The sequence below is a fragment of the Solirubrum puertoriconensis genome, from assembly GCF_001483135.1.
Lineage (GTDB): Bacteria > Bacteroidota > Bacteroidia > Cytophagales > Hymenobacteraceae > Solirubrum > Solirubrum puertoriconensis.
In genome coordinates this window covers 572,290-590,245 of sequence record NZ_LNAL01000006.1, presented here as the reverse complement: position 1 = coordinate 590,245, position 17,956 = coordinate 572,290, and the positions used below count along the sequence as shown (strand labels likewise).

The 17,956-nt window shown below is 59.2% G+C and carries 20 protein-coding genes; 14 read left to right on the top strand and 6 right to left on the bottom strand.

What is annotated here, in order from left to right; all coding sequences use genetic code 11:
• Positions 1 to 6 precede the first annotated feature (6 nt).
• A complete protein-coding gene (locus ASU33_RS07370; RefSeq protein ID WP_059069756.1) occupies positions 7 to 555 on the top strand; it encodes a 2'-5' RNA ligase family protein in 549 nt (182 codons plus the stop codon).
• A 68-nt stretch (positions 556 to 623) separates the two neighbouring features.
• The gene (locus tag ASU33_RS07365) at positions 624 to 1,103 is read left to right on the top strand and encodes a hypothetical protein (RefSeq protein ID WP_059069754.1); all 480 of its coding nucleotides are present in this window, start codon (positions 624 to 626) and stop codon (positions 1,101 to 1,103) included.
• A 214-nt stretch (positions 1,104 to 1,317) separates the two neighbouring features.
• On the opposite strand, the gene ASU33_RS07360 is transcribed toward ASU33_RS07365, so the two are convergent.
• A complete protein-coding gene (locus tag ASU33_RS07360) occupies positions 1,318 to 2,076 on the bottom strand; it encodes an OBAP family protein (RefSeq protein WP_059069752.1) in 759 nt (252 codons plus the stop codon).
• 123 nt (positions 2,077 to 2,199) lie between these two features.
• Between ASU33_RS07360 and ASU33_RS07355 the strand changes: the two genes are divergently transcribed.
• On the top strand, positions 2,200 to 3,117 hold the full coding sequence (locus ASU33_RS07355; protein ID WP_059069750.1) for a DUF3667 domain-containing protein: 918 nt from the start codon (positions 2,200 to 2,202) through the stop codon (positions 3,115 to 3,117).
• Positions 3,118 to 3,207: 90 nt separating this feature from the next.
• Entirely contained in the window at positions 3,208 to 3,810 is a 603-nt protein-coding gene (locus tag ASU33_RS07350) for a hypothetical protein (protein ID WP_149867092.1), read from the top strand.
• Between the two features lie 70 nt (positions 3,811 to 3,880).
• Here the strand turns inward: ASU33_RS07350 and ASU33_RS07345 are convergent, their stop codons facing one another.
• From ASU33_RS07345 to ASU33_RS07325, 5 genes are all read right to left on the bottom strand, one after another.
• Positions 3,881 to 4,852 carry a deoxyhypusine synthase family protein gene (locus tag ASU33_RS07345; RefSeq protein WP_059069745.1) on the bottom strand — a complete coding sequence of 324 codons (972 nt, stop codon included), beginning with the start codon at positions 4,850 to 4,852 and terminating at the stop codon, positions 3,881 to 3,883.
• A gap of 149 nt (positions 4,853 to 5,001) precedes the next feature.
• On the bottom strand, positions 5,002 to 5,505 hold the full coding sequence (locus ASU33_RS07340; RefSeq protein ID WP_059069743.1) for an STM3941 family protein: 504 nt from the start codon (positions 5,503 to 5,505) through the stop codon (positions 5,002 to 5,004).
• 5 nt (positions 5,506 to 5,510) lie between these two features.
• Positions 5,511 to 6,059 (bottom strand): ATP-dependent protease subunit HslV, encoded by a 549-nt coding sequence (hslV, locus tag ASU33_RS07335; protein ID WP_059069741.1) that lies wholly within the window; start codon positions 6,057 to 6,059, stop codon positions 5,511 to 5,513.
• A gap of 94 nt (positions 6,060 to 6,153) precedes the next feature.
• Entirely contained in the window at positions 6,154 to 7,977 is a 1,824-nt protein-coding gene (locus ASU33_RS07330; protein WP_059069739.1) for a pyruvate dehydrogenase complex dihydrolipoamide acetyltransferase, read from the bottom strand.
• A gap of 81 nt (positions 7,978 to 8,058) precedes the next feature.
• Positions 8,059 to 8,673 (bottom strand): histidine phosphatase family protein, encoded by a 615-nt coding sequence (locus ASU33_RS07325; RefSeq protein WP_059069737.1) that lies wholly within the window; start codon positions 8,671 to 8,673, stop codon positions 8,059 to 8,061.
• 82 nt (positions 8,674 to 8,755) lie between these two features.
• On the opposite strand from ASU33_RS07325, the gene ASU33_RS07320 reads away from it, so the two are divergent.
• From ASU33_RS07320 to ASU33_RS07275, 10 genes are all read left to right on the top strand, one after another.
• On the top strand, positions 8,756 to 9,202 hold the full coding sequence (locus ASU33_RS07320; RefSeq protein WP_059069736.1) for a hotdog fold thioesterase: 447 nt from the start codon (positions 8,756 to 8,758) through the stop codon (positions 9,200 to 9,202).
• Positions 9,199 to 10,407 (top strand): chorismate-binding protein, encoded by a 1,209-nt coding sequence (locus ASU33_RS07315; protein WP_286130431.1) that lies wholly within the window; start codon positions 9,199 to 9,201, stop codon positions 10,405 to 10,407. Before ASU33_RS07320 ends, ASU33_RS07315 begins: the two co-directional genes overlap by 4 nt.
• 120 nt (positions 10,408 to 10,527) lie before the next feature.
• Complete coding sequence (gene menD / locus ASU33_RS07310; RefSeq protein ID WP_059069731.1) at positions 10,528 to 12,369, top strand: 2-succinyl-5-enolpyruvyl-6-hydroxy-3-cyclohexene-1-carboxylic-acid synthase; 1,842 nt, start codon at positions 10,528 to 10,530, stop codon at positions 12,367 to 12,369.
• Between the two features lie 9 nt (positions 12,370 to 12,378).
• Entirely contained in the window at positions 12,379 to 13,203 is an 825-nt protein-coding gene (menB, locus tag ASU33_RS07305; protein ID WP_059069728.1) for a 1,4-dihydroxy-2-naphthoyl-CoA synthase, read from the top strand.
• A 104-nt stretch (positions 13,204 to 13,307) separates the two neighbouring features.
• The gene (locus ASU33_RS07300; protein ID WP_059069726.1) at positions 13,308 to 13,640 is read left to right on the top strand and encodes a DUF6370 family protein; all 333 of its coding nucleotides are present in this window, start codon (positions 13,308 to 13,310) and stop codon (positions 13,638 to 13,640) included.
• Between the two features lie 322 nt (positions 13,641 to 13,962).
• Positions 13,963 to 14,517: a cupin domain-containing protein gene (locus tag ASU33_RS07295; RefSeq protein ID WP_059069724.1), complete on the top strand. Its 555-nt coding sequence runs from the start codon at positions 13,963 to 13,965 to the stop codon at positions 14,515 to 14,517.
• Positions 14,518 to 14,715: 198 nt separating this feature from the next.
• Positions 14,716 to 15,570: a class I SAM-dependent methyltransferase gene (locus tag ASU33_RS07290; RefSeq protein ID WP_059069722.1), complete on the top strand. Its 855-nt coding sequence runs from the start codon at positions 14,716 to 14,718 to the stop codon at positions 15,568 to 15,570.
• 381 nt (positions 15,571 to 15,951) lie between these two features.
• Positions 15,952 to 16,917 (top strand): sodium-dependent bicarbonate transport family permease, encoded by a 966-nt coding sequence (locus ASU33_RS07285; RefSeq protein ID WP_059069719.1) that lies wholly within the window; start codon positions 15,952 to 15,954, stop codon positions 16,915 to 16,917.
• A gap of 74 nt (positions 16,918 to 16,991) precedes the next feature.
• Positions 16,992 to 17,402: a hypothetical protein gene (locus ASU33_RS07280; RefSeq protein WP_059069718.1), complete on the top strand. Its 411-nt coding sequence runs from the start codon at positions 16,992 to 16,994 to the stop codon at positions 17,400 to 17,402.
• Entirely contained in the window at positions 17,390 to 17,848 is a 459-nt protein-coding gene (locus ASU33_RS07275) for a hypothetical protein (RefSeq protein WP_059069716.1), read from the top strand. Before ASU33_RS07280 ends, ASU33_RS07275 begins: the two co-directional genes overlap by 13 nt.
• Positions 17,849 to 17,956 lie beyond the last annotated feature (108 nt).

Below are 17,956 nucleotides of genomic sequence, written 5' to 3'. Positions count from 1 at the left end.
CGGCATATGCTAGCTATTACTTCCCTGCTGAACCTGCAGAACGCGTCCCTGATCAACGGCATCATTCAGAGCCTGGAAGATGAGTTCGGGCTCGACGATGTGCAGGACACCCCCGACCCGCACATTACTTACCTGCTGGCCGGCGTAAGCCAGCACGAATCCTTAAAGCAAGTACTCGAAGACGTAGCCGCCACTACCCCGCCTTTCGAGGCCTACACCACGGGGCTGGGGCTGTTTCCGGGGCCCAATCCGGTTATTTACATCCCGGTGCTGCGCTCCGAGGAGCTAAATCGCCTGCACACCCGCTTGCTGGCGGCTACGGCCCCGCTGTGCCTGCGCACCGATAAGTTTAGCACGCCCGAGCTGTGGCTGCCGCACATTTCGCTGGCCCTGCACGATACCACCCCCGAACTGCTGGGCCCCGTGCTGCAGTACCTCAACGAGCAAACCTACAACCTGAAGCTGCGCATCAGCAACCTGGCCATTTTGCGGCAAGAGGGCGAGCAATTTATTCCGGAGGAAGTGTACCCGCTCGAGGGCGAGTTGCACCGCTGATTTTTGCCGCGGCGTGCGGCATTTTCGGCCGCGCCCCCGACCTTTACCGCCTCACCAACCCGCTACTTATGACCTCTGCCTACTCCATCGTACTGCTGCTGCACTCTTGGTCGCGCTGGCTTGTGCTGATTTTTGGCCTGATTGCGCTGTTCCGCGCCCTCTCGGGCTGGCTTGGCCGCAAACCCTACACCGGTGCCGACAACGGTATGGGTGCTGCCTTTATCGGCTCGATGCACCTGCAGTTGCTGCTTGGCCTGATTCTGTACTTTGCCCTCAGCCCCTTCGGCGTGAAAGGCATGGAGGCTGCCGGCGGCATGGGTGCCGTGATGAAAGACCCCGCGGCCCGTTTCTGGGGCGTTGAGCACATTACCACCATGGTTCTGGCCGTGGTGTTTGCCCAAATCGGCCGCTCGCTTTCCAAAAAGCCCGCCGACGACGTAACCAAGCACCGCCGCGCCGCCATTTACTTCGGCATTGCCCTGCTGCTGGTGCTGCTCATGATTCCGTGGGGCATCTGGAACCCGGCTCGTCCGCTGTTCCGCTTCTAGGTTTCTGACTTAAGTTAGCTACAACACCAAGCGCCTGCTCCAGCTACTGGGGCAGGCGCTTGTGCTTTGGGCCCCTAGGTGGTTTTGCGGGTGGAGCGGGTGGCAGGCCTGGCAGGCGGATGGTGCGGGCGTCAGCAACGATTGTCAACCACCCCAGCGGCGGTAAACCGCCGCGTCCCCTCCTCAGCTGAGGAGGGGAGCTTCGTTCTTTCACTTAGTGGTTGTGGCTGCCGGCTTGGTTGCTGATGCTGAACTGCCGCACCTCGCCTTTCTCCCAAGCATTGGCGCCGGGCAGCACGGGTGGGGCTTGGATGTCGGCACGCCGCTCGCGGTTCTCCTTGCTCGATATACCTAGGCGTCGGTCGCGGCGGGCTATCATGGCCGTGTCGGCTTGGCCATCTTTGGTGAAGCCCATCATCAGTTGCGGACCGCCGTAGGGCAGTTCTTTGTCCTTGTCGGTGTGCCAGGTGTGCAGAGTTTTGCCGTAGGTGCTCACAATCTGCTCCATCAGCTCGTGCTCGGCTACCTCAGGTATGCCCGGCGCTACCAGCGTACCCGATTTTACCTCGTAGCTGTGGCTGTGCCAGAGCTTCTTTTCTTCGGCCGGCAGCTTCTCAAACAACCGCCGCGAAATGATGTACTCGATGCCCATGATTTTGGCACCGGCTTCGTTGCCGTCGTAAATCACGCACTGCGTTACGTCTTCGTTAAGTTTTTGACAGAAGTGGTGCGCCTCCATCTGCTCGTTCATGCGGCCGTTGTAGAAGTGAAAGCCGTCGAGGTACATGTCGAGCTGGCGCAGCGGGGCTTTGCCTTGGAGCACATCGGCCCCAACTTCGAGCACCTTGGTTTTAGCTGATTTCTCGGCGCCTGGGGCCTGCACCGGCGACTTGGTGTTTTGGTCGCCGCAGGCACTAAGCAGCAACGGCAAGGCGGCCGCAACGGCCCGCAAGCATCGGATAGATGTTGTCATATAGCTCATTCCGGACGGTGGTGACGTAGCCTTGCTTACGTACCACCTAGGCCGGCGTTCGGGCGAGCTTTCAAGTGTCGGGTAATTTTCTATTATTCAGGCTTAAGCACCACACCAACCGCCATGAATACCACCGCTAACTTAGCGCCTGCCCCAAGCCTGGCAGCCGTTGGCCCCGACGAAGCACCGCACCACGCCACCGCCTGCCTTAACTGCGGCACCGCCATCACCGATCGGTATTGCGCCCACTGTGGGCAAGATGCGCACCACACGCACCGCTTCACCCTGCGCTTCCTGCTGTTTCACGATCTGCCGCACTCCATCTGGCACGTCGATAAGGGCGTTGGCTACACCCTACGCCAGATGCTAACGCGGCCCGGCGCCACCCTGCACGAGTACATGGCCGGCCGGCGGGCCCAGCACTTCCGGCCCATCACCTATTTGCTATTGATTACCGCCGTGAGCATGCTGCTGCTCTCGGCAGTGGGCATAAACCCCGTACCAGCTGCCCAGCAAGCCGAAATGCCGCGGCTGGTGCAACTCGTAATGGAGCGTTACATGCAGCTCTATGCCAAGTATCCTACGCTGATTTACTTGATCATTCTGCCCGCAAATGCGGCGCTGGCCGTGTGGCTGCTGCGGCCTTCAAAATTCAACTTCGCGGAGATGCTGCTTAGCCAGGCGTTCATATCCGGTACCACCACCATCATCTCCACCGTATTTATGGTTCCGCTGCTGCTGCTGATACGCTACTTCCCGGCGCTGCAGTCCTGGATGATGCTTACCATGTTGCCCTACATGGCTTATTCTGCGTGGGTGTTCCGCCAACTGCTCGAGCCAGCCCGCATGCCTGTGGAGGACAAATGGGTGCGCAGCATTGGCACCGTGGTGCTGCAAACCATGGTGCTTGTGGTGAGCCTGATATCAGTGCAAATAGTCATCATGTTCTCGCTCATCCGCCAAGACCCCAGCCTGCTCGAAGACTTCCGACAGAAAACAGCCCCCAAATCACGCTCCGAGCTAGCGGCACCGGTACGGTGAGTTCACAAAGTTGAAACGAGGCCGTTAGGCCAACGCGCTGGTCAAACTAAAGATCAGTCTTACATTTATTCCCAGCTAACAACTTAATAAATGCGCATCGTTAGGGCTTGCTTTTTACCGCTTGCTTTTCTATTGACAAACTGTGATTTCGAAGAAGACAAAGCTGTACAGTACTTACCCATCAATCCCGACGAACTGATTTATCGGCGAGGTGATGTCCTAGCTTTTGAAGTAGACAGCGTTACGACCGGCGCAGCCATCGTAAGCGGTTACGTAAAAGAGACTGAGGATTCAACCCATATCTGGTATGAGTTGGTATTCACTGACTACGCAGCCAAACAAGCTCCATCTATAGCAGAGGTTAAAAGACACCGCCTGTTCGGCCGTAAGGTGGCAAGTTCTCTGGATCCGGCAGGGTACGTTACCTGCGTAGACATAGAGTCGGTGCGAAACGACTGCCTCACCGATAATGCTGCTAAGTTTCGGTTGGTGGGCCAAGTAGCTCTTGATACAACACGTTGGCAGTTAGGTGCCCAAGGTGCATCTTCAGAATACGGCAGGTTTGTCCAAGCATTTATTAGCGGCCGGAAGGACCGACAGTTACCACCCGACCACTATGATCAATTCCTAAGTAAAGGAGATAAATTCAGAGCGGACGAATACTTTCCTGTTGCTGACTTTCTGGTAAAATAGCCCAACCTCAAAAACGCAAAGCCCGCTGCGGAAGCTTCCGCAGCGGGCTTTGCGTTGCAGGCTAAGCCAATTACTGGCCCAGCACCATCGCGAAGATCAGCGGCGCCACAATGGTAGCATCCGATTCGATGATGAACTTCGGCGTGTCTTGGCCCAGCTTGCCCCAAGTGATTTTCTCGTTCGGGACAGCACCCGAGTACGAACCGTACGAGGTAGTGGAATCGGAGATTTGAGCGAAGTAGCCCCACAGCGGCACGCCCGTGCGCTGCAAGTCTTGGTGCAGCATCGGCACTACGCAAATCGGGAAGTCGCCGGCAATGCCGCCGCCGATCTGGAAGAAGCCCACAGTGCTTTCCTCCTGCGCGTTTTTGGTGTACCACTCGGCCAGGTACATCATGTACTCGATGCCCGTGCGTACGGTGTGCACGTTCTTGATGTCGCCCGAGATTACGTGACCGGCGAAGATGTTACCTAGGGTTGAGTCTTCCCAGCCCGGGCAGATGATCGGCAGGTTCTTTTCGGCCGCAGCCAGCATCCACGAGTCCTTGGGGTCGATTTGGTAGTACTGCTCCAGCTCGCCCGACTTCAGGATTTGGTAGAAAAACTCGTGCGGGAAGTACCGCTCGCCGGCTTTGTCGGCCTGTTCCCAGAATTTCAGCACCGAGTGCTCGAGGCGGCGCATGGCTTCCTCTTCCGGAATGCAGGTGTCGGTTACGCGGTTCATGTGGCGCTCGAGCAGGGCTTGCTCGTCGGCCGGCGTAAGGTCGCGGTAGTTCGGCACGCGCTCATAAAAGTCGTGCGCTACTAGGTTGAAGATGTCCTCCTCGAGGTTGGCACCCGTGCAGCTGATGATATGCACTTTGTCCTGGCGAATGAGTTCAGCCAGCTGAATGCCCATTTCGGCGGTGCTCATGGCGCCAGCCAGGGTAATCATCATCTTGCCACCTTCGGCGAGGTGCTTGTTGTAGCCTTCGGCTGCGTCGATCAGGGCAGCAGCGTTGAAGTGGCGGTAATGGTGCTTGAGGAAGTTGGTTACGTTCATCGAGTCAGAGTTCGGTAGTAGAGAGTGTGCGGTGTACAATCAAAATGCAGCCCGGAATCGTTCAACCAGCATACGTGACATCGACGATTCTGAACTGCGTGCTATTGCCCCTAGGTTGCTAACAAAAGCAACTCGCCCGGGGCAGTACTTTAGGTTGTAGGGCGCTGAAGCTGCGCCGCGGCGCTTTGCTTTAGGATGTACTCTAAGAGTTGCTCCGGGCTAAGGTCAACGCCGCTGAGGTTGATGGAAATTGTGGTGAAGCCAAGCGCCTGATTGGCATTTGCCAGCTTGCGCCGCAAAGGCGACAGCCGACTGGTGTACTCTTCTTCGTTGTACAGGTGCAGGCAAATGAAGTACTCGTGATTTACGGCATTCACGTACGCGTCAGCAATGTCGGCCCAATGTATCAGGCCCACTCCTAGCGTTCGATCCAGAATGCCTTCGTCGGTGATTCGCAGTCTCGGACGAGTATCGGCCAGTTGCCAAATGCCAACGGCCACACCAGTGCCGAAGAACAGGATGGTAATCAGGCCTGCGCCCCCATTTTCTGTTTTCACCAGCAACCATACGCCCATGGCCACAAACACGAGCCCACCAAAAGTGAGCAGTGCGTAGCGCCAGCGAGAGTTGTAGTAAATCAGGTCCTCAGTCATGAGTGTTAGGCCGTTTGGCTTGGCTCCTCAATGATGATGTTGTGGTTGGTGTAAATGCAGATATCGGCCGCAATGTGCAGGGCTTCTTCTACCATTTGGCGGGCCGTGAGGTGCGGCGCGTGCTTTTTGAGGGCTAGTGCGGCGGCTTGGGCATACATAGCACCCGAGCCAATGGCAGCCACATCGGAGTCGGGCTCGAGCACGTCGCCGGTGCCGGCTACAATCAGCAGTTCGTCGCGGTCGGCTACCACCATCATGGCTTCCAGCTTGCGCAGGTATTGGTCTTTGCGCCAGTCCTTGGCCAGCTCAATAGCAGCGCGCTTAAGGTTGGCGCCAAACTGGCCCAGTTTCTCTTCGAAGCGCTCCAACAGCGTGAAGGCATCGGCCGTGGAGCCAGCAAAACCCGTCACGACTTTGCCGCCGTGCAGCTGCCGAATTTTGCGCACATTGTTTTTGGCTACGTGCTTATCCATGGTGGCCTGGCCATCGGCTCCTACGGCAATTTCGCCGTTGTGCCGAATGCCTAGGACGGTTGTTGATCTAATGCGAGTCATAAGCCAGTTAAAAACTGTCATCCTGAGCACAGCGAAGACCCTTAGGGAAAAGGGTCTTCGCTGTGCTCAGGATGACAAGTGAGCGTTATTTTCCTCAGATGAGCATGCGCATAGGGTCTTCCAGCAGGCCTTTCAGCGTCTGCAGGAAGGCGGCACCGCTGGCACCGTCTACCACGCGGTGGTCGCACGACATGGTCACTTTCATGATGTTGCCCACCACGATCTGACCATCCTTCACTACCGGCGTTTGCTTGATACCACCCACTGCCAGGATGCAAGCATCGGGCGGGTTAATGATGGCCGTGAACTCCTCAATGCCGAACATGCCTAGGTTCGAAATGGTGAAGGTGTTGCCTTCCCACTCCGAGGGCTGCAGCTTTTTGTTCTTGGCTTTGCCGGCTAGGTCTTTTACCTCGTTGGCAATCTGCGACAGACCTTTCTGATCGGCGTTGCGAATTACCGGTACCAGCAAGCCTTCTTCCACGGCCACGGCCACGCCGATGTTCACCACCTTATTCTGGCGGATCTTGTCGCCCAGCCACGAGGAGTTGATTACCGGGTGCTGCTTCAGAGCCACCGCCGAAGCTTTGATGACGAGGTCGTTGAACGACAGCTTTACCGGCGACAGTTCGTTGAGGCGCTGACGGGCTTCGATGGCTTTGTCCATCGAAATTTCCATCGTGAGGTAGAAGTGCGGCGCCGAGAACTTGCTTTCGGCCAGGCGGCGGGCAATAACCTTGCGCATCTGCGACACGGGCGTGTCGGTGTAGGTGCCTTCGGCAGCAGCGGGGGCAGCCGGAGCAGGCGCAGCGGCCGGGGCCGGAGCAGCTTGGGCAGCAGGTGCCGGAGCGGCAGCGGGAGCCGCTTGCGGAGCCGAAGCAGCCTGGGGCTGAGCGCCGGGCTGTACGTTCTCCAGGTCGCGCGATACGATGCGGCCGTTTTCGCCCGAGCCCTTCACGGTATTCAGGTCGATGCCTTTCTCCTGCGCAATGCGCTTAGCCAGCGGCGAAACAAACACGCGACCACCTTGCGGCGTGCCCTGCGAGGTAGCCTGGCCTTGCGAGCCTGCCGGCACCGCAACACCACCCGACGACTGGCCGGTAGCCTCGGCGCGGGCCTGAATGTCGCGGTCGGTTTTTGCTTCTTCCAGCTCCGAGTTGGCGCGGGCATCGTTCTGCTCGGTCTCGCCAGCCGCAGTAGGCGTAAACCCGCCCTGCTGACTGCCGCCTGAGCCACCACCTAGGAGGGCATCAACGTCGGCACCTTCTTCGCCGATGATGGCCAGCACACCGTCAACGGGCACCGACTCGCCATCCTTCGGGCCAATGTACAGCAGGGTGCCGTCTTCGTAGTTTTCCAGCTCCATGGTAGCCTTGTCGGTTTCCACTTCGGCCAGAATGTCGCCCGATTTCACTTTGTCGCCTACCTTTTTGAGCCACGAGGCAATTACGCCCTCCGTCATGGTGTCGCTCATTTTGGGCATGCGTACCACCGTAGCCTTTTTGCCGTTGCCGGCAGCGGGCTTAGCCGTAGTGGTAGCGGCTGCAGCCGGGGCCGGAGCAGCTGCCTGCGGCGCGGGTGCAGGCGCAGGAGCAGCGGCCGGAGCGGGTGCCGGGGCAGGCTGTGCAGCCGCACCGCCGTTGCCGCCAATTTGGCTTAGCAAGCCAGAAATATCTTCGCCTTCTTTGCCTACAATGGCGAGTACGCCATCAACCGGCACGGCTTCTTTCTCTTTCGGACCGATATAGAGCAAGGTACCGTCTTCGTAGTTCTCGAGCTCCATGGTAGCCTTATCGGTTTCTACCTCAGCCAGGATATCGCCAGACTTTACCTTGTCGCCCACCTTTTTGAGCCACGCAGCAATGACCCCTTCGGTCATCGTGTCGCTCATCTTGGGCATTTTTATGATTTCGGCCATTTCAAGTCGTCAGTTGGGTTCAAGCCGCCAAAAATAGACCGTATTTCTCGCGGGCACAAACCAGAATTTATGCAATCGTTGTCAGCCCAAATGCTGCGTATCCATATACGAGCGTACGCTGAACATGGAGCCCGTATAATTCACTCGGTACAGGCATAGGTTACGATGGTCGAAAAGGTCCATGGCACTGAGCGGATAATTGAGCAGTTGGCACAGCAGCACGCGCATGGCGCGGCCGTGCATGCACACCAAAATGGTTTCCTCGTCGGGGCGGCCGCGTAGCACTTCTTCTATAAAAGGCTTCTGACGCGCGGCTACCTGCTCGGGGCTCTCGCCACCGGCAAAAGCCAGGTGGGTTTCGCCACGTTGCCAGGCTTTCAGGATGCCGTGGTACTCGATGTCTTCTTCGGGCGTAATGCGCGTGCCCTCGCGGTGGCCCCAGCTGATTTCGTCGAGGGCGCGGTGCTGCTCGTGGGGCAAACCAGCGTCGAGGAAAGGCTGCACCGATTGGCGCGTGCGCATCAGCGTGGAGATGTACACCCGGTCGAAGGGTACATCGTGGTAGGCGCTGTGGAATTGCGCGGCCTGCGCAAACCCCTGCTCGTTGAGGGGCGCATCGACGCCGCTGCCCTGCACAATGCCGCGCACGTTGAAGTACGTCTGGCCGTGGCGAATGAGATAGATTTTCTTGACCACGCAGTTTCGGGGCGTAGTTTTGCTGAATAAGGGCCCGAAAGTAGTGCTTGCGGGCCGATGAACACCTATTTGCTGATACGCGATGCTGCCTGCTTCCTTCCCTACCCTTGTCGAACTCAACGCGTGGTGCCGCAACACCATGGGCGAAACCCTTGGCATTGAGCTCACGGCGGTGGGCGAGCGAATGATTGAAGGCCGGATGCCCGTTGACCACCGCACGCACCAGCCCATGGGGCTGCTCCACGGCGGCGCCTCGGTAGCCTTGGCCGAAACGCTGGGTAGTATTGGCGCAGTGCTGCAAGTAGACCGTACGCGGCAGGCTTGTGTGGGGTTGGAAATCAACGCCAATCACCTCAAGGGGGTGCGCTCGGGTTACGTAGTGGGTCGCGCCGAAGCCATCCACGTGGGCCGCTCCACGCAGGTGTGGGAAATAAAAATTCGGCACGAAGAAACCGACGCCCTGGTGTGCATCAGCCGCATAACTATGGCCGTGATTGACTTGCCGGCCGCTAAAGCTCCGCAATCGTGAGCAGCCCCGCGGTAGCCGAAACAGTTGCGCACGCCACCGTGCGCCGGCTAGCAGCGCTGGCTTTGCGCCACGGCGGCTCGGTGGCGTTGTGGCGCCTGCCCAACGCCGCGGCCCCCGTGCTGTTGCTCAGCCTGCGTCCCCTGCACCTATCGGGTTTGCCGCCTTCGCTCGAGCCCACGGCGCAAGCCGGTTTTGCCTTTTATCCTTTTCAGGACAGCGACACGGCCGAGGCCATGCTGCTGCCTGCCGATGCCGTGCTCGACCTCTCGGCCGGCCAACAGCTAACGCTTTCGCATGCCCTGCCGGCCGAAGCCGCCGCTGCCGTGCAACGCGTATTGCACGATACCACCGCGCCCGAAGAGTTACCGTGGCACGTAAGCCCCCAACCCCTGCCCAATACTGCCGACCGCGAAACCTACGAAGCCTTAGTAGCACGCGGCGTGGCTGCCATTCGGGCGGGCGAGGTAGTGAAGGTAGTATCGAGCCGCGCGGCGCGCCGGCCGCTGCCCGCTGGCTTCGATGCCCTAGGTGCTTTTGATGCGCTTTGCCGCCAGCACCTTAGGGCGTTTGTGTCGCTGGTGAGTGCGCCGCAGGCGGGCACTTGGTTGGGCGCCACGCCCGAAATTCTGGTGGAGATTGATGGTTCGGAGTTCCGTACCATGGCCTTGGCGGGTACACAGCCCATCACGGAAGAAATGACCGCGCAAACGGCTGTGTGGCGCCAGAAAGACATTGAGGAGCAAGCGTTAGTGGCGCGCTATATTGTGGGCTGCTTCAAGCAACTGCGCCTGCGCGATTACGACGAAACCGGCCCGCGCACGGTGGCCGCTGGCAACCTGCTGCACCTGCGCACCGACTTCCGCGTCGATCTGAAGCGCAACCGTTTCCCGACGCTGGGCACCGATATGCTGCGCCTGTTGCACCCCACCTCGGCCGTAGGCGGCATGCCTCGCGAGGCGGCGCTCAGCTTTTTGCAGCGCCACGAAGGCTACGACCGCACGTATTACAGCGGTTTCCTAGGTCCGGTAAACCTGCCTACGCCGGGCATTTCGCGGCTGTTCGTGAACCTGCGCTGCATGCAGCTGCGGCCCACCGAGGCCATTCTGTACGCCGGCACGGGCCTCACGTCCGAATCGGACCCAAGCCGCGAGTGGCAGGAGACGGAGTTGAAGCTGCGCACCGTAGGCTCGGTACTGGATGCCTAGCTGCATCTTCATGCGCCTGGCCCCTAGGTGGTAAGCTGACCGCAACGGCTGAATCTGCGTAAGCAGCGGAATCAGTAAAGTCAGCGGTTTACCTTTGCCGCGCCAAACTGCATTCTGCCTTTGTCAACGCTCCAGCCCATCCACAACATCGCCGAGATCTGTGCCCAGCACGGCATCACCGATGTGGTGTTGTCGCCCGGTTCGCGCTCGGCGCCGCTTACCATTGCCTTTGCCCGCCACCCCGAGCTGCGCGTGCGCGTGGTGCCCGATGAGCGCGCTGCGGCTTTTGTTGGCCTAGGGCTGGCCCAGGCGCAAGGGCGGCCGGTGGCGCTGGTATGCACCTCGGGCACGGCAGGCCTGAACTACGCGCCGGCCGTGGCCGAGGCCTACTTTCAGCGGGTGCCCTTGGTGGTATTCACGGCCGACCGCCCGCCGGAGTGGATTGATCAACTCGACGGCCAGACCATTCGGCAGACCAACTTGTACGGGCGCCACGCCAAGGCGGCCTTTGAGTTGCCCGTCGATTTCGCGCACCGCGATGCAGAGTGGCACGCCACACGGTTGGTAAACGAAGCTATCAACCTAGCGCAGGAGTTTCCGCAGGGCCCGGTGCAGGTGAACGTGCCGTTGCGCGAGCCTTTTTACCCGGCCGCGGGCGAGGAAATCAAGTACGAGGCCGTTAAGATCAACCGCGAGGTGGCCGGCGCGCCGCAACTGCCCGCTGGCGAGCTGGAGGTGCTGCGCACGCAGCTGCGCCAAACCAAGCGCGTGCTTATCGTAGCCGGCCAGCACCCCGCCGACGAGCCTTTGCTGCTGGCGCTGCGCCGCCTAGGTGCGGCTTACCAAATTCCTGTGGTGGGCGACCTGATTGCCAACGTGCACTTACCCGTGGGCTCCGACTACGACGTGCGCTCCGCGCCCCTAGGTCGGCAGGACGTGTTTATGGCTGTGCCGGAGCAAGGACTAAAGGAAGCCTTGCGCCCCGAGCTGCTCATCACCTTTGGGCAGTCGCTCATCTCGAAGGCCCTTAAAAATTACCTGCGCGACTACGCTCCGCAGCAACACTGGCACGTGCAGCAAGCCGGCGCCGTGGCCGACACGTTCCGCTCGCTCACGCGCATTATCCGCATGGAGCCAGCTGCCTTTTTCGAGGCGCTGTTGGCTGATCAACCCAAAACTACCGAAGCCGAGTTGGCTACTGCTATGGGTGGCAGCAAACCTCCCCGCCTTACGTGGCAAGGCCCCGGCTCGGCCCGCGACGAAGCCGCGGCGCCCAAGGATGCGTTCAGCACGCCTTGGCAACGTGCCAACGGCTGGGCTACTCAGTTTCTGGCGGAGTTCATGCAGCAGTCGCAGCAGCCGTTCAACGAGTTTACGGCTATTTACCGCGCTCTGCAGCAGCTGCCCGACCGCGCCGCGCTGCACTTGGCCAACAGCATGGCCGTGCGCTACGCCAACATCCTAGGTGTGCCGGCCGAGCGCGCAATTGAGGTATTTGCCAACCGCGGTACCAGCGGCATCGATGGCTGCAATTCCACGGCCGTGGGCGCGGCCCTCGCCAACCCCGAGCGCCCGGTGGTGCTCCTTACCGGCGACGTGGCGTTTTTCTACGACCGCAACGCGTTTTGGCACAACTACCCCACGCCTAACCTCAAGATCATCCTCATCAACAACCATGCGGGCGGCATTTTCCGGCTGATTGACGGGCCGCGGCAGCAGCCCGAGCTGGAGGAGTTCTTCGAGACACGCCAGCAGCTGACGGCCGAAAACACGGCCCGCGATTTTGGCCTAGGTTACTACACCGCCCGCACCTTTGCCGAACTAGATAAGGCGTTGCCGGTTTTCTTTGCGCCCACTAAGAAAGGCAACGCCGCTGTGCTCGAAATCACTACCGATTCGGCCACCAACGCGGCCTTCTTCGAACAATACCGTGCGGCCGTGCGCCGTGCTTTCTCTGCTTAATTTTCTTCTATGTCCCAGCAAGTTACCTGGACGCCGATCAAGGAATTCAAGGAAATCCTGTTCAGCTACTACCAAGGCATTGCCAAAATCTCCATCAACCGCCCGCAGGTGCACAACGCCTTCACCCCGCTCACGGTGCAGGAGATGATTGAGGCAATGGACATTTGCCGCAACCGCACCGACATCGGCGTTATCATCCTCACCGGCGAAGGCGGCCAAGCCTTTTGCTCGGGCGGCGACCAGAGCGTACGCGGCCACGGCGGCTACGTGGGTGAGGACACCGTTCCGCGCCTGAACGTGCTCGACCTGCAAAAGCAAATCCGCTCCATTCCGAAGCCGGTAGTGGCTATGGTGGCTGGTTGGGCCATTGGCGGCGGCCACGTGCTGCACGTGGTGTGTGACCTAAGCATTGCCGCCGAAAACGCCCGCTTTGGCCAAACCGGCCCGAAAGTAGGCTCGTTCGACGGTGGCTTCGGCGCTTCGTACCTGGCCCGCATCGTAGGCCAGAAGAAAGCCCGCGAAATCTGGTACCTCTGCGACCAGTACAACGCCCAGGAAGCCCTCGACATGGGCCTCGTGAACAAAGTGGTGCCGCTGGAGCAGTTGGAGGCCACCACCCTGGAGTGGTGCTTCAAGATGCTGGAGAAAAGCCCGCTGGCGCTGCGCATGCTCAAGTCGTCGTTCAACGCCGAACTCGATGGCCAAGCTGGTATTCAGGAGTTGGCCGGCAACGCCACGCTGCTGTACTACCTTTCGGAGGAAGCCAAAGAGGGCAAAAATGCCTTTATGGAGAAGCGTAAGCCCGACTTCTCGAAGTACCCCAAATTCCCCTAAGCCTTGCGCCACCTGGGCACCGCAAAGGCCCCCACACCTGCGTTGTGCGGGCCTTTTTGGCTTTTCACACGTACTTTGTACTTCGGCCTATTTCTCCTGCTCCCATGAAGCTGTTGGCATTTCTTCCGTTGTTGGCTGGGCTTGCAGCTCCGGCCCTAGGCCAAACCACGCCGGCACCGGCCAAGCAGGTGGTAGAAGCATCGTGCGGGCAATGCCGCCTAGGGCTGCCCGGCAAGGGCTGCGACTTGGCCGTTCGTATCGGAGACAAAGCATATTTCGTTGATGGCACCTCTATCGACTCGCACGGCGACGCCCACGCTAACGATGGGCTTTGCAACGCCATCCGGCGAGCCGAGGTCAGCGGAAAGGTGGTTAAAAGCCGTTTTGTGGCTACCTCATTCCGGCTGCTCCCCGATTCGGTAGCAACCGGCCGATAAGCCAGACCCAGTGCTCTGCTGCATTACCTATTAAAGCAAACCAACGAGGCAACTCTGTTTATTTCCTCAGCTTAACCTCACGCCACCTAGGCCTAGCAAAGGCCCGCCCAACCGAAGTTGGGCGGGCCTTTTTGTTTGCTCGGTTAAGTTAGTGCCGAGCGTTGTCGTCAGCTCAACGAGCACGTAGCCACATACTTATGCGATTGATACAGGCAACAAAGCCTGGCACCTTTGCATCAAGCTAACCTACTGAAGCACAACGTATACGCAGTATGCTCTCGGCGGTGTTGGCATGGTACAACCCATTACCTTTTTACCCCCGATGAACATCACGTACCCGCACGTCATCGAGAACTGCATCGGCGAAAAAATCATCTTCCAACGAGTACAGCCCGAACCCGACGGCGACCGAGTGCTGGTAGAGAATTTTGTGCAGCCTGGCCATGGCCCGGTTATGCACACCCACTGGCTGCAAGATGAATTGCTGACGGTACTGGAAGGCCGCATTGGCTACCAAGTGCTGGGGCAGCCGAAGCAGTATGCCGGCCCTGGCGAAACGGTGCTGTTTGAGCGGGGCACGCCCCACCGCTTCTGGAACGCCGGCGACGACGTGTTGCACTGCGAAGGTTGGATCAAGCCAGCCAACACCATCGTGTTTTTCTTGTCGGCCATTTACGCGGCCCAAAACAAAACCGGCACCGCCGAGCCCGAGCGTTTCGACGGGGCTTACCTGATGCAACGCTACGCCTCGGAATACGACCTGCCCGAGATTCCGGGGTTTGTGAAGAAAACCATCATTCCGGCCACCTACCACCTAGGCAAGCTGCTTGGTAAGTATGAGCATCTAAAGGACGCACCGGAGCCCATCAGGGCGTAAGCTGCCCTAGGTCGCTTTCGCGGCGTTGCTTCTCGGAGTTCATAACTGCAAGGTGCGTGGGCTTTGTTTTTGGCTGAAGTGGCTGAGGCTACGGCGGCCCGCTCGCATGTTTATGTGATTGCGCTTCGTGCTGGCAGATAAGATCTTATACCTGGATCAGTGGACCTAAACTTCCCCAACCTTTAACAGCCACACTCCATGGAAGCTCAACTGGAACAAATCAGGGAACAGCAGAAGGAAACCTGGAACAAGTTTTCGCCAGGCTGGCGCAAGTGGGACGATTTTACCATGAACTGGCTTAAGCCCATGGGCGACGAAATCATCAGCGCTTTGCAACTCCGCAGCACCGATGTAGTGCTGGATATTGCCGCCGGTACGGGGGAGCCAGGCCTTACCATAGCCAAAATGGTGAAGGATGGCCACGTGGTAATTACCGACCTGGCCGAAGGCATGTTGGAAGTAGCCCGCGACAACGCCGCCAAACGCGGCATTCGCAATTACGAAACCGTGGCGTGCGACGTGTGCGAGCTGCCCTTTGCCGACAACACATTCGATGCCGTTAGCTGCCGCATGGGCTTTATGTTCTTTCCCGATATGCAGCTGGCCGCGCAGGAAATGCGACGGGTGCTGAAGCCCGGCGGGCGCATTGCCGCCGCTGTGTGGGGCAGGCCCGAGCAAAACCCCTGGGTGACGATGATTATGGGTACCATCAACAAAAACATGCAGCTGCCGGCACCGCCGCCTGGCGCGCCGGGCATGTTCAGGTGCGGCAATCCAGGTATGCTGGCCGATATCCTTAAGCAAGCCGGGCTGGTAAATATCAGCGAGCAGGAAGTTACCGGTAAGCTTCGGGCCGGTAGCCGCGACAACTACTGGACGTTTATGAACGAAGTAGCGGCCCCCGTAGTGGCCGCCATGAGCAAAGCCGATGGCAGCACCCAGGCCAAGATCAAAAGCGAGGTGCTGGAGCTGGTAGATCAGAAGTACCCCGACCACCAAGCCGCCATTGATTTTGGTGCCCGCATTGTGTGCGGCCAAAAGCCCACTGCCTAAGCAAAGCGGCACTCTTGTGCCCAAGTGCACGTTTTACCTAGCCTCCTGCAGCTAGCTTCGCAAGCCACGCCTTACTGCCGCTTGCCTAACCGGCTGCAGGAGGTAACAACGCCCTTGCTTCAACTTTTTGCGAGCCCGCACCCACAGTGCGGGCTCGCTCGCTTGTATGCCATCTAGTGGTACCAACCTAGGCTGCCGTATTTTAAAAAGTAACATAATCACAAATGATAGTTTTACTATTAATTACTTACTTGCGCCCGCTTTGCAAGCAAGCTGCTGCGGGTTGCGCTGCCAGCACAGCAGCCGAAACCAGCAGAGCGCTTTTACACGCCAGCCTGCATTCCAAAACATAAACCGTTCCGCAAAACCGCTTGCCGCCGCATGGATTCACACCTACTCATCTCCAACCTCACCAACCCCACCCTGCTGTTTTTTGCCCTGGGCATTGTAGCCACGGCCGTAAAAAGCGACCTGGAGATTCCGCCAACCACCAGCAAGTTCATCTCGCTGTACTTGCTGTTTTCCATCGGCTTTAAAGGTGGGCAAGAGCTGGCGCATAGCCCCTTCAGCAGCGAAATTCTGTACTCGCTGCTCTTCGGCTTGGTGATTGCCGCACTGATTCCGCTGTACACGTTCTTCATCCTGAAGCGACGCCTGAGCACCAGCGACGCCGGCGCTATTGCAGCGGCCTACGGCTCGGTTAGCGCCGTTACGTTCGTGTCGGCGGTATCTTTCCTGGAAGCGCAGCAGCTCAATTTTAGCGGCCACATGGTAGCCGTAATGGCCCTGATGGAGTCGCCGGCCATCATCGTGGGGGTTATCCTGATGATGCGCACCGAAACCGCCCCGGAAGAAACCCAATCCAACCTGCGCTCCATTATTCAGCACTCCTTCACCAACGGCAGCGTGCTGATGGTGCTCGGCAGCTTGCTCATCGGCCTGATTGCCGATACCAAGCAAGCCGATGGCATCAAGCCTTTCACCACCGACATCTTCAAAGGCTTTTTGGCCATTTTCCTGCTCGAGATGGGCATGGTTACGGCGCGCCGCTTTACCGCTTTCACGCGCTACGGGCGCTTTGTAACGGTATTCGCAGTGCTTGTTCCGCTGCTGAATGGCTGCCTGGTAGCCAGCGCCAGTCACTTGGTTACCGAAAACGTGGGCAACCGCTTCATCTTCGCTATTCTGGCTGCTAGCGCCTCGTACATTGCCGTACCCGCGGCCATGCGCTTGGCCGCTCCCAAGGCCGACCCAGGCTTGTACATACCCATGGCACTGGGCGTTACCTTCCCTATTAACATTACCCTAGGTATGCCGCTGTACTTTGCCATAGTGCAGCATTCCTGAGGGGGCACGATTACGGCGAGCAGCGGCTTGCACTACCGCGTGTGTGATTCGAACTCTTCATTTCACCTTGCCCCATGCGCAAAGCGTTAGAAGCAGGCGTATTGGCAGCGGCTTTCTTGCTCGCGCCCCAGGTCGGATGGGCGCAAAGTAAACCGCTGGTGTACAGCAGCCAAACGGCTAACTCCGCCACCGGCTTTGCATACCTTGATACGGCGCAGGATGCGTACCTGCGGCAGTTGCGCCGCGAAAACAGTTTGCAGCATCTCACCGCCCACGCCCCTCTGGCTCGCGACAAAGCCCTGCTGGTGGGCCAATGGGTGCACCGGCTCTGGAAGCACAGCGGCCGCAACGAGCCCTCCGCCCCCAATGTCCTCACCATCATCAGCGAGGCCAAGGCAAGCAAAAACTTTCGGTGCGTGGAGTATGCCAAAGTTACTACCGACGCGTTGCTGGCCTGGGCTTTAAAGCCCGCGTGCTGGCGCTGAAAACCCAGGATGCCAAAACCCGGCGCGCCGGTGCGGGCCACGTGCTTACGGAGGTATGGCTGCCCGAACACCGCAAGTGGGCCATGCTCGATGCCCAGTTCGACCTGATGCCCACGCTGCACCAGGTACCGCTGAACGCCGTGGAGCTGCAGGCAGCCTGGGCGCAAGGCCAGCCCGTGAGCTTAATCCGGGCCTGCGGCCCAGTTGCTCCCGCCCAGCAACGCGCCTATCGGCGCTTTGTGCAGCGCTACCTTCACTTTTACGAAGTAGCCTTCGACCAACGGCAGACGCCTTTGCCCGGCGCGCCGGTGCGCTTCGGCGGCAACTCGAGGCTTATGCTGGTACCGGCAGGCAGCAAGCCGCCAACGGTGTTTCAGCGGCGCTTCCCGCTAGATTACCTCCTGAGCACCTCCTCACTAGCCGATTTTCATCCGAATCCGGAATAGCCCTGCTTGCGGTGGCTCCGTAGCCCGATTTTAAAGGCGCGCCGCACGAACCACACCTAGGCATGCCGCTGTGCTTCGCATTTGTGCAGCGTTCCTGAGCCATTCGTT

Coding starts and splice junctions, on each gene's coding strand:
- ASU33_RS07290 (WP_059069722.1), top strand. CDS start 14,716: ATGGAAGCTCAACTGGAACAAATCAGGGAACAGCAGAAGGAAACCTGG.
- menB (WP_059069728.1), top strand. CDS start 12,379: ATGTCCCAGCAAGTTACCTGGACGCCGATCAAGGAATTCAAGGAAATC.
- ASU33_RS07355 (WP_059069750.1), top strand. CDS start 2,200: ATGAATACCACCGCTAACTTAGCGCCTGCCCCAAGCCTGGCAGCCGTT.
- ASU33_RS07340 (WP_059069743.1), bottom strand. CDS start 5,505: ATGACTGAGGACCTGATTTACTACAACTCTCGCTGGCGCTACGCACTG.
- ASU33_RS07345 (WP_059069745.1), bottom strand. CDS start 4,852: ATGAACGTAACCAACTTCCTCAAGCACCATTACCGCCACTTCAACGCT.
- ASU33_RS07285 (WP_059069719.1), top strand. CDS start 15,952: ATGGATTCACACCTACTCATCTCCAACCTCACCAACCCCACCCTGCTG.
- ASU33_RS07295 (WP_059069724.1), top strand. CDS start 13,963: ATGAACATCACGTACCCGCACGTCATCGAGAACTGCATCGGCGAAAAA.
- ASU33_RS07330 (WP_059069739.1), bottom strand. CDS start 7,977: ATGGCCGAAATCATAAAAATGCCCAAGATGAGCGACACGATGACCGAA.
- ASU33_RS07370 (WP_059069756.1), top strand. CDS start 7: ATGCTAGCTATTACTTCCCTGCTGAACCTGCAGAACGCGTCCCTGATC.
- ASU33_RS07365 (WP_059069754.1), top strand. CDS start 624: ATGACCTCTGCCTACTCCATCGTACTGCTGCTGCACTCTTGGTCGCGC.
- ASU33_RS07320 (WP_059069736.1), top strand. CDS start 8,756: ATGCTGCCTGCTTCCTTCCCTACCCTTGTCGAACTCAACGCGTGGTGC.
- hslV (WP_059069741.1), bottom strand. CDS start 6,059: ATGACTCGCATTAGATCAACAACCGTCCTAGGCATTCGGCACAACGGC.
- ASU33_RS07360 (WP_059069752.1), bottom strand. CDS start 2,076: ATGACAACATCTATCCGATGCTTGCGGGCCGTTGCGGCCGCCTTGCCG.
- ASU33_RS07350 (WP_149867092.1), top strand. CDS start 3,208: ATGCGCATCGTTAGGGCTTGCTTTTTACCGCTTGCTTTTCTATTGACA.
- ASU33_RS07300 (WP_059069726.1), top strand. CDS start 13,308: ATGAAGCTGTTGGCATTTCTTCCGTTGTTGGCTGGGCTTGCAGCTCCG.
- ASU33_RS07280 (WP_059069718.1), top strand. CDS start 16,992: ATGCGCAAAGCGTTAGAAGCAGGCGTATTGGCAGCGGCTTTCTTGCTC.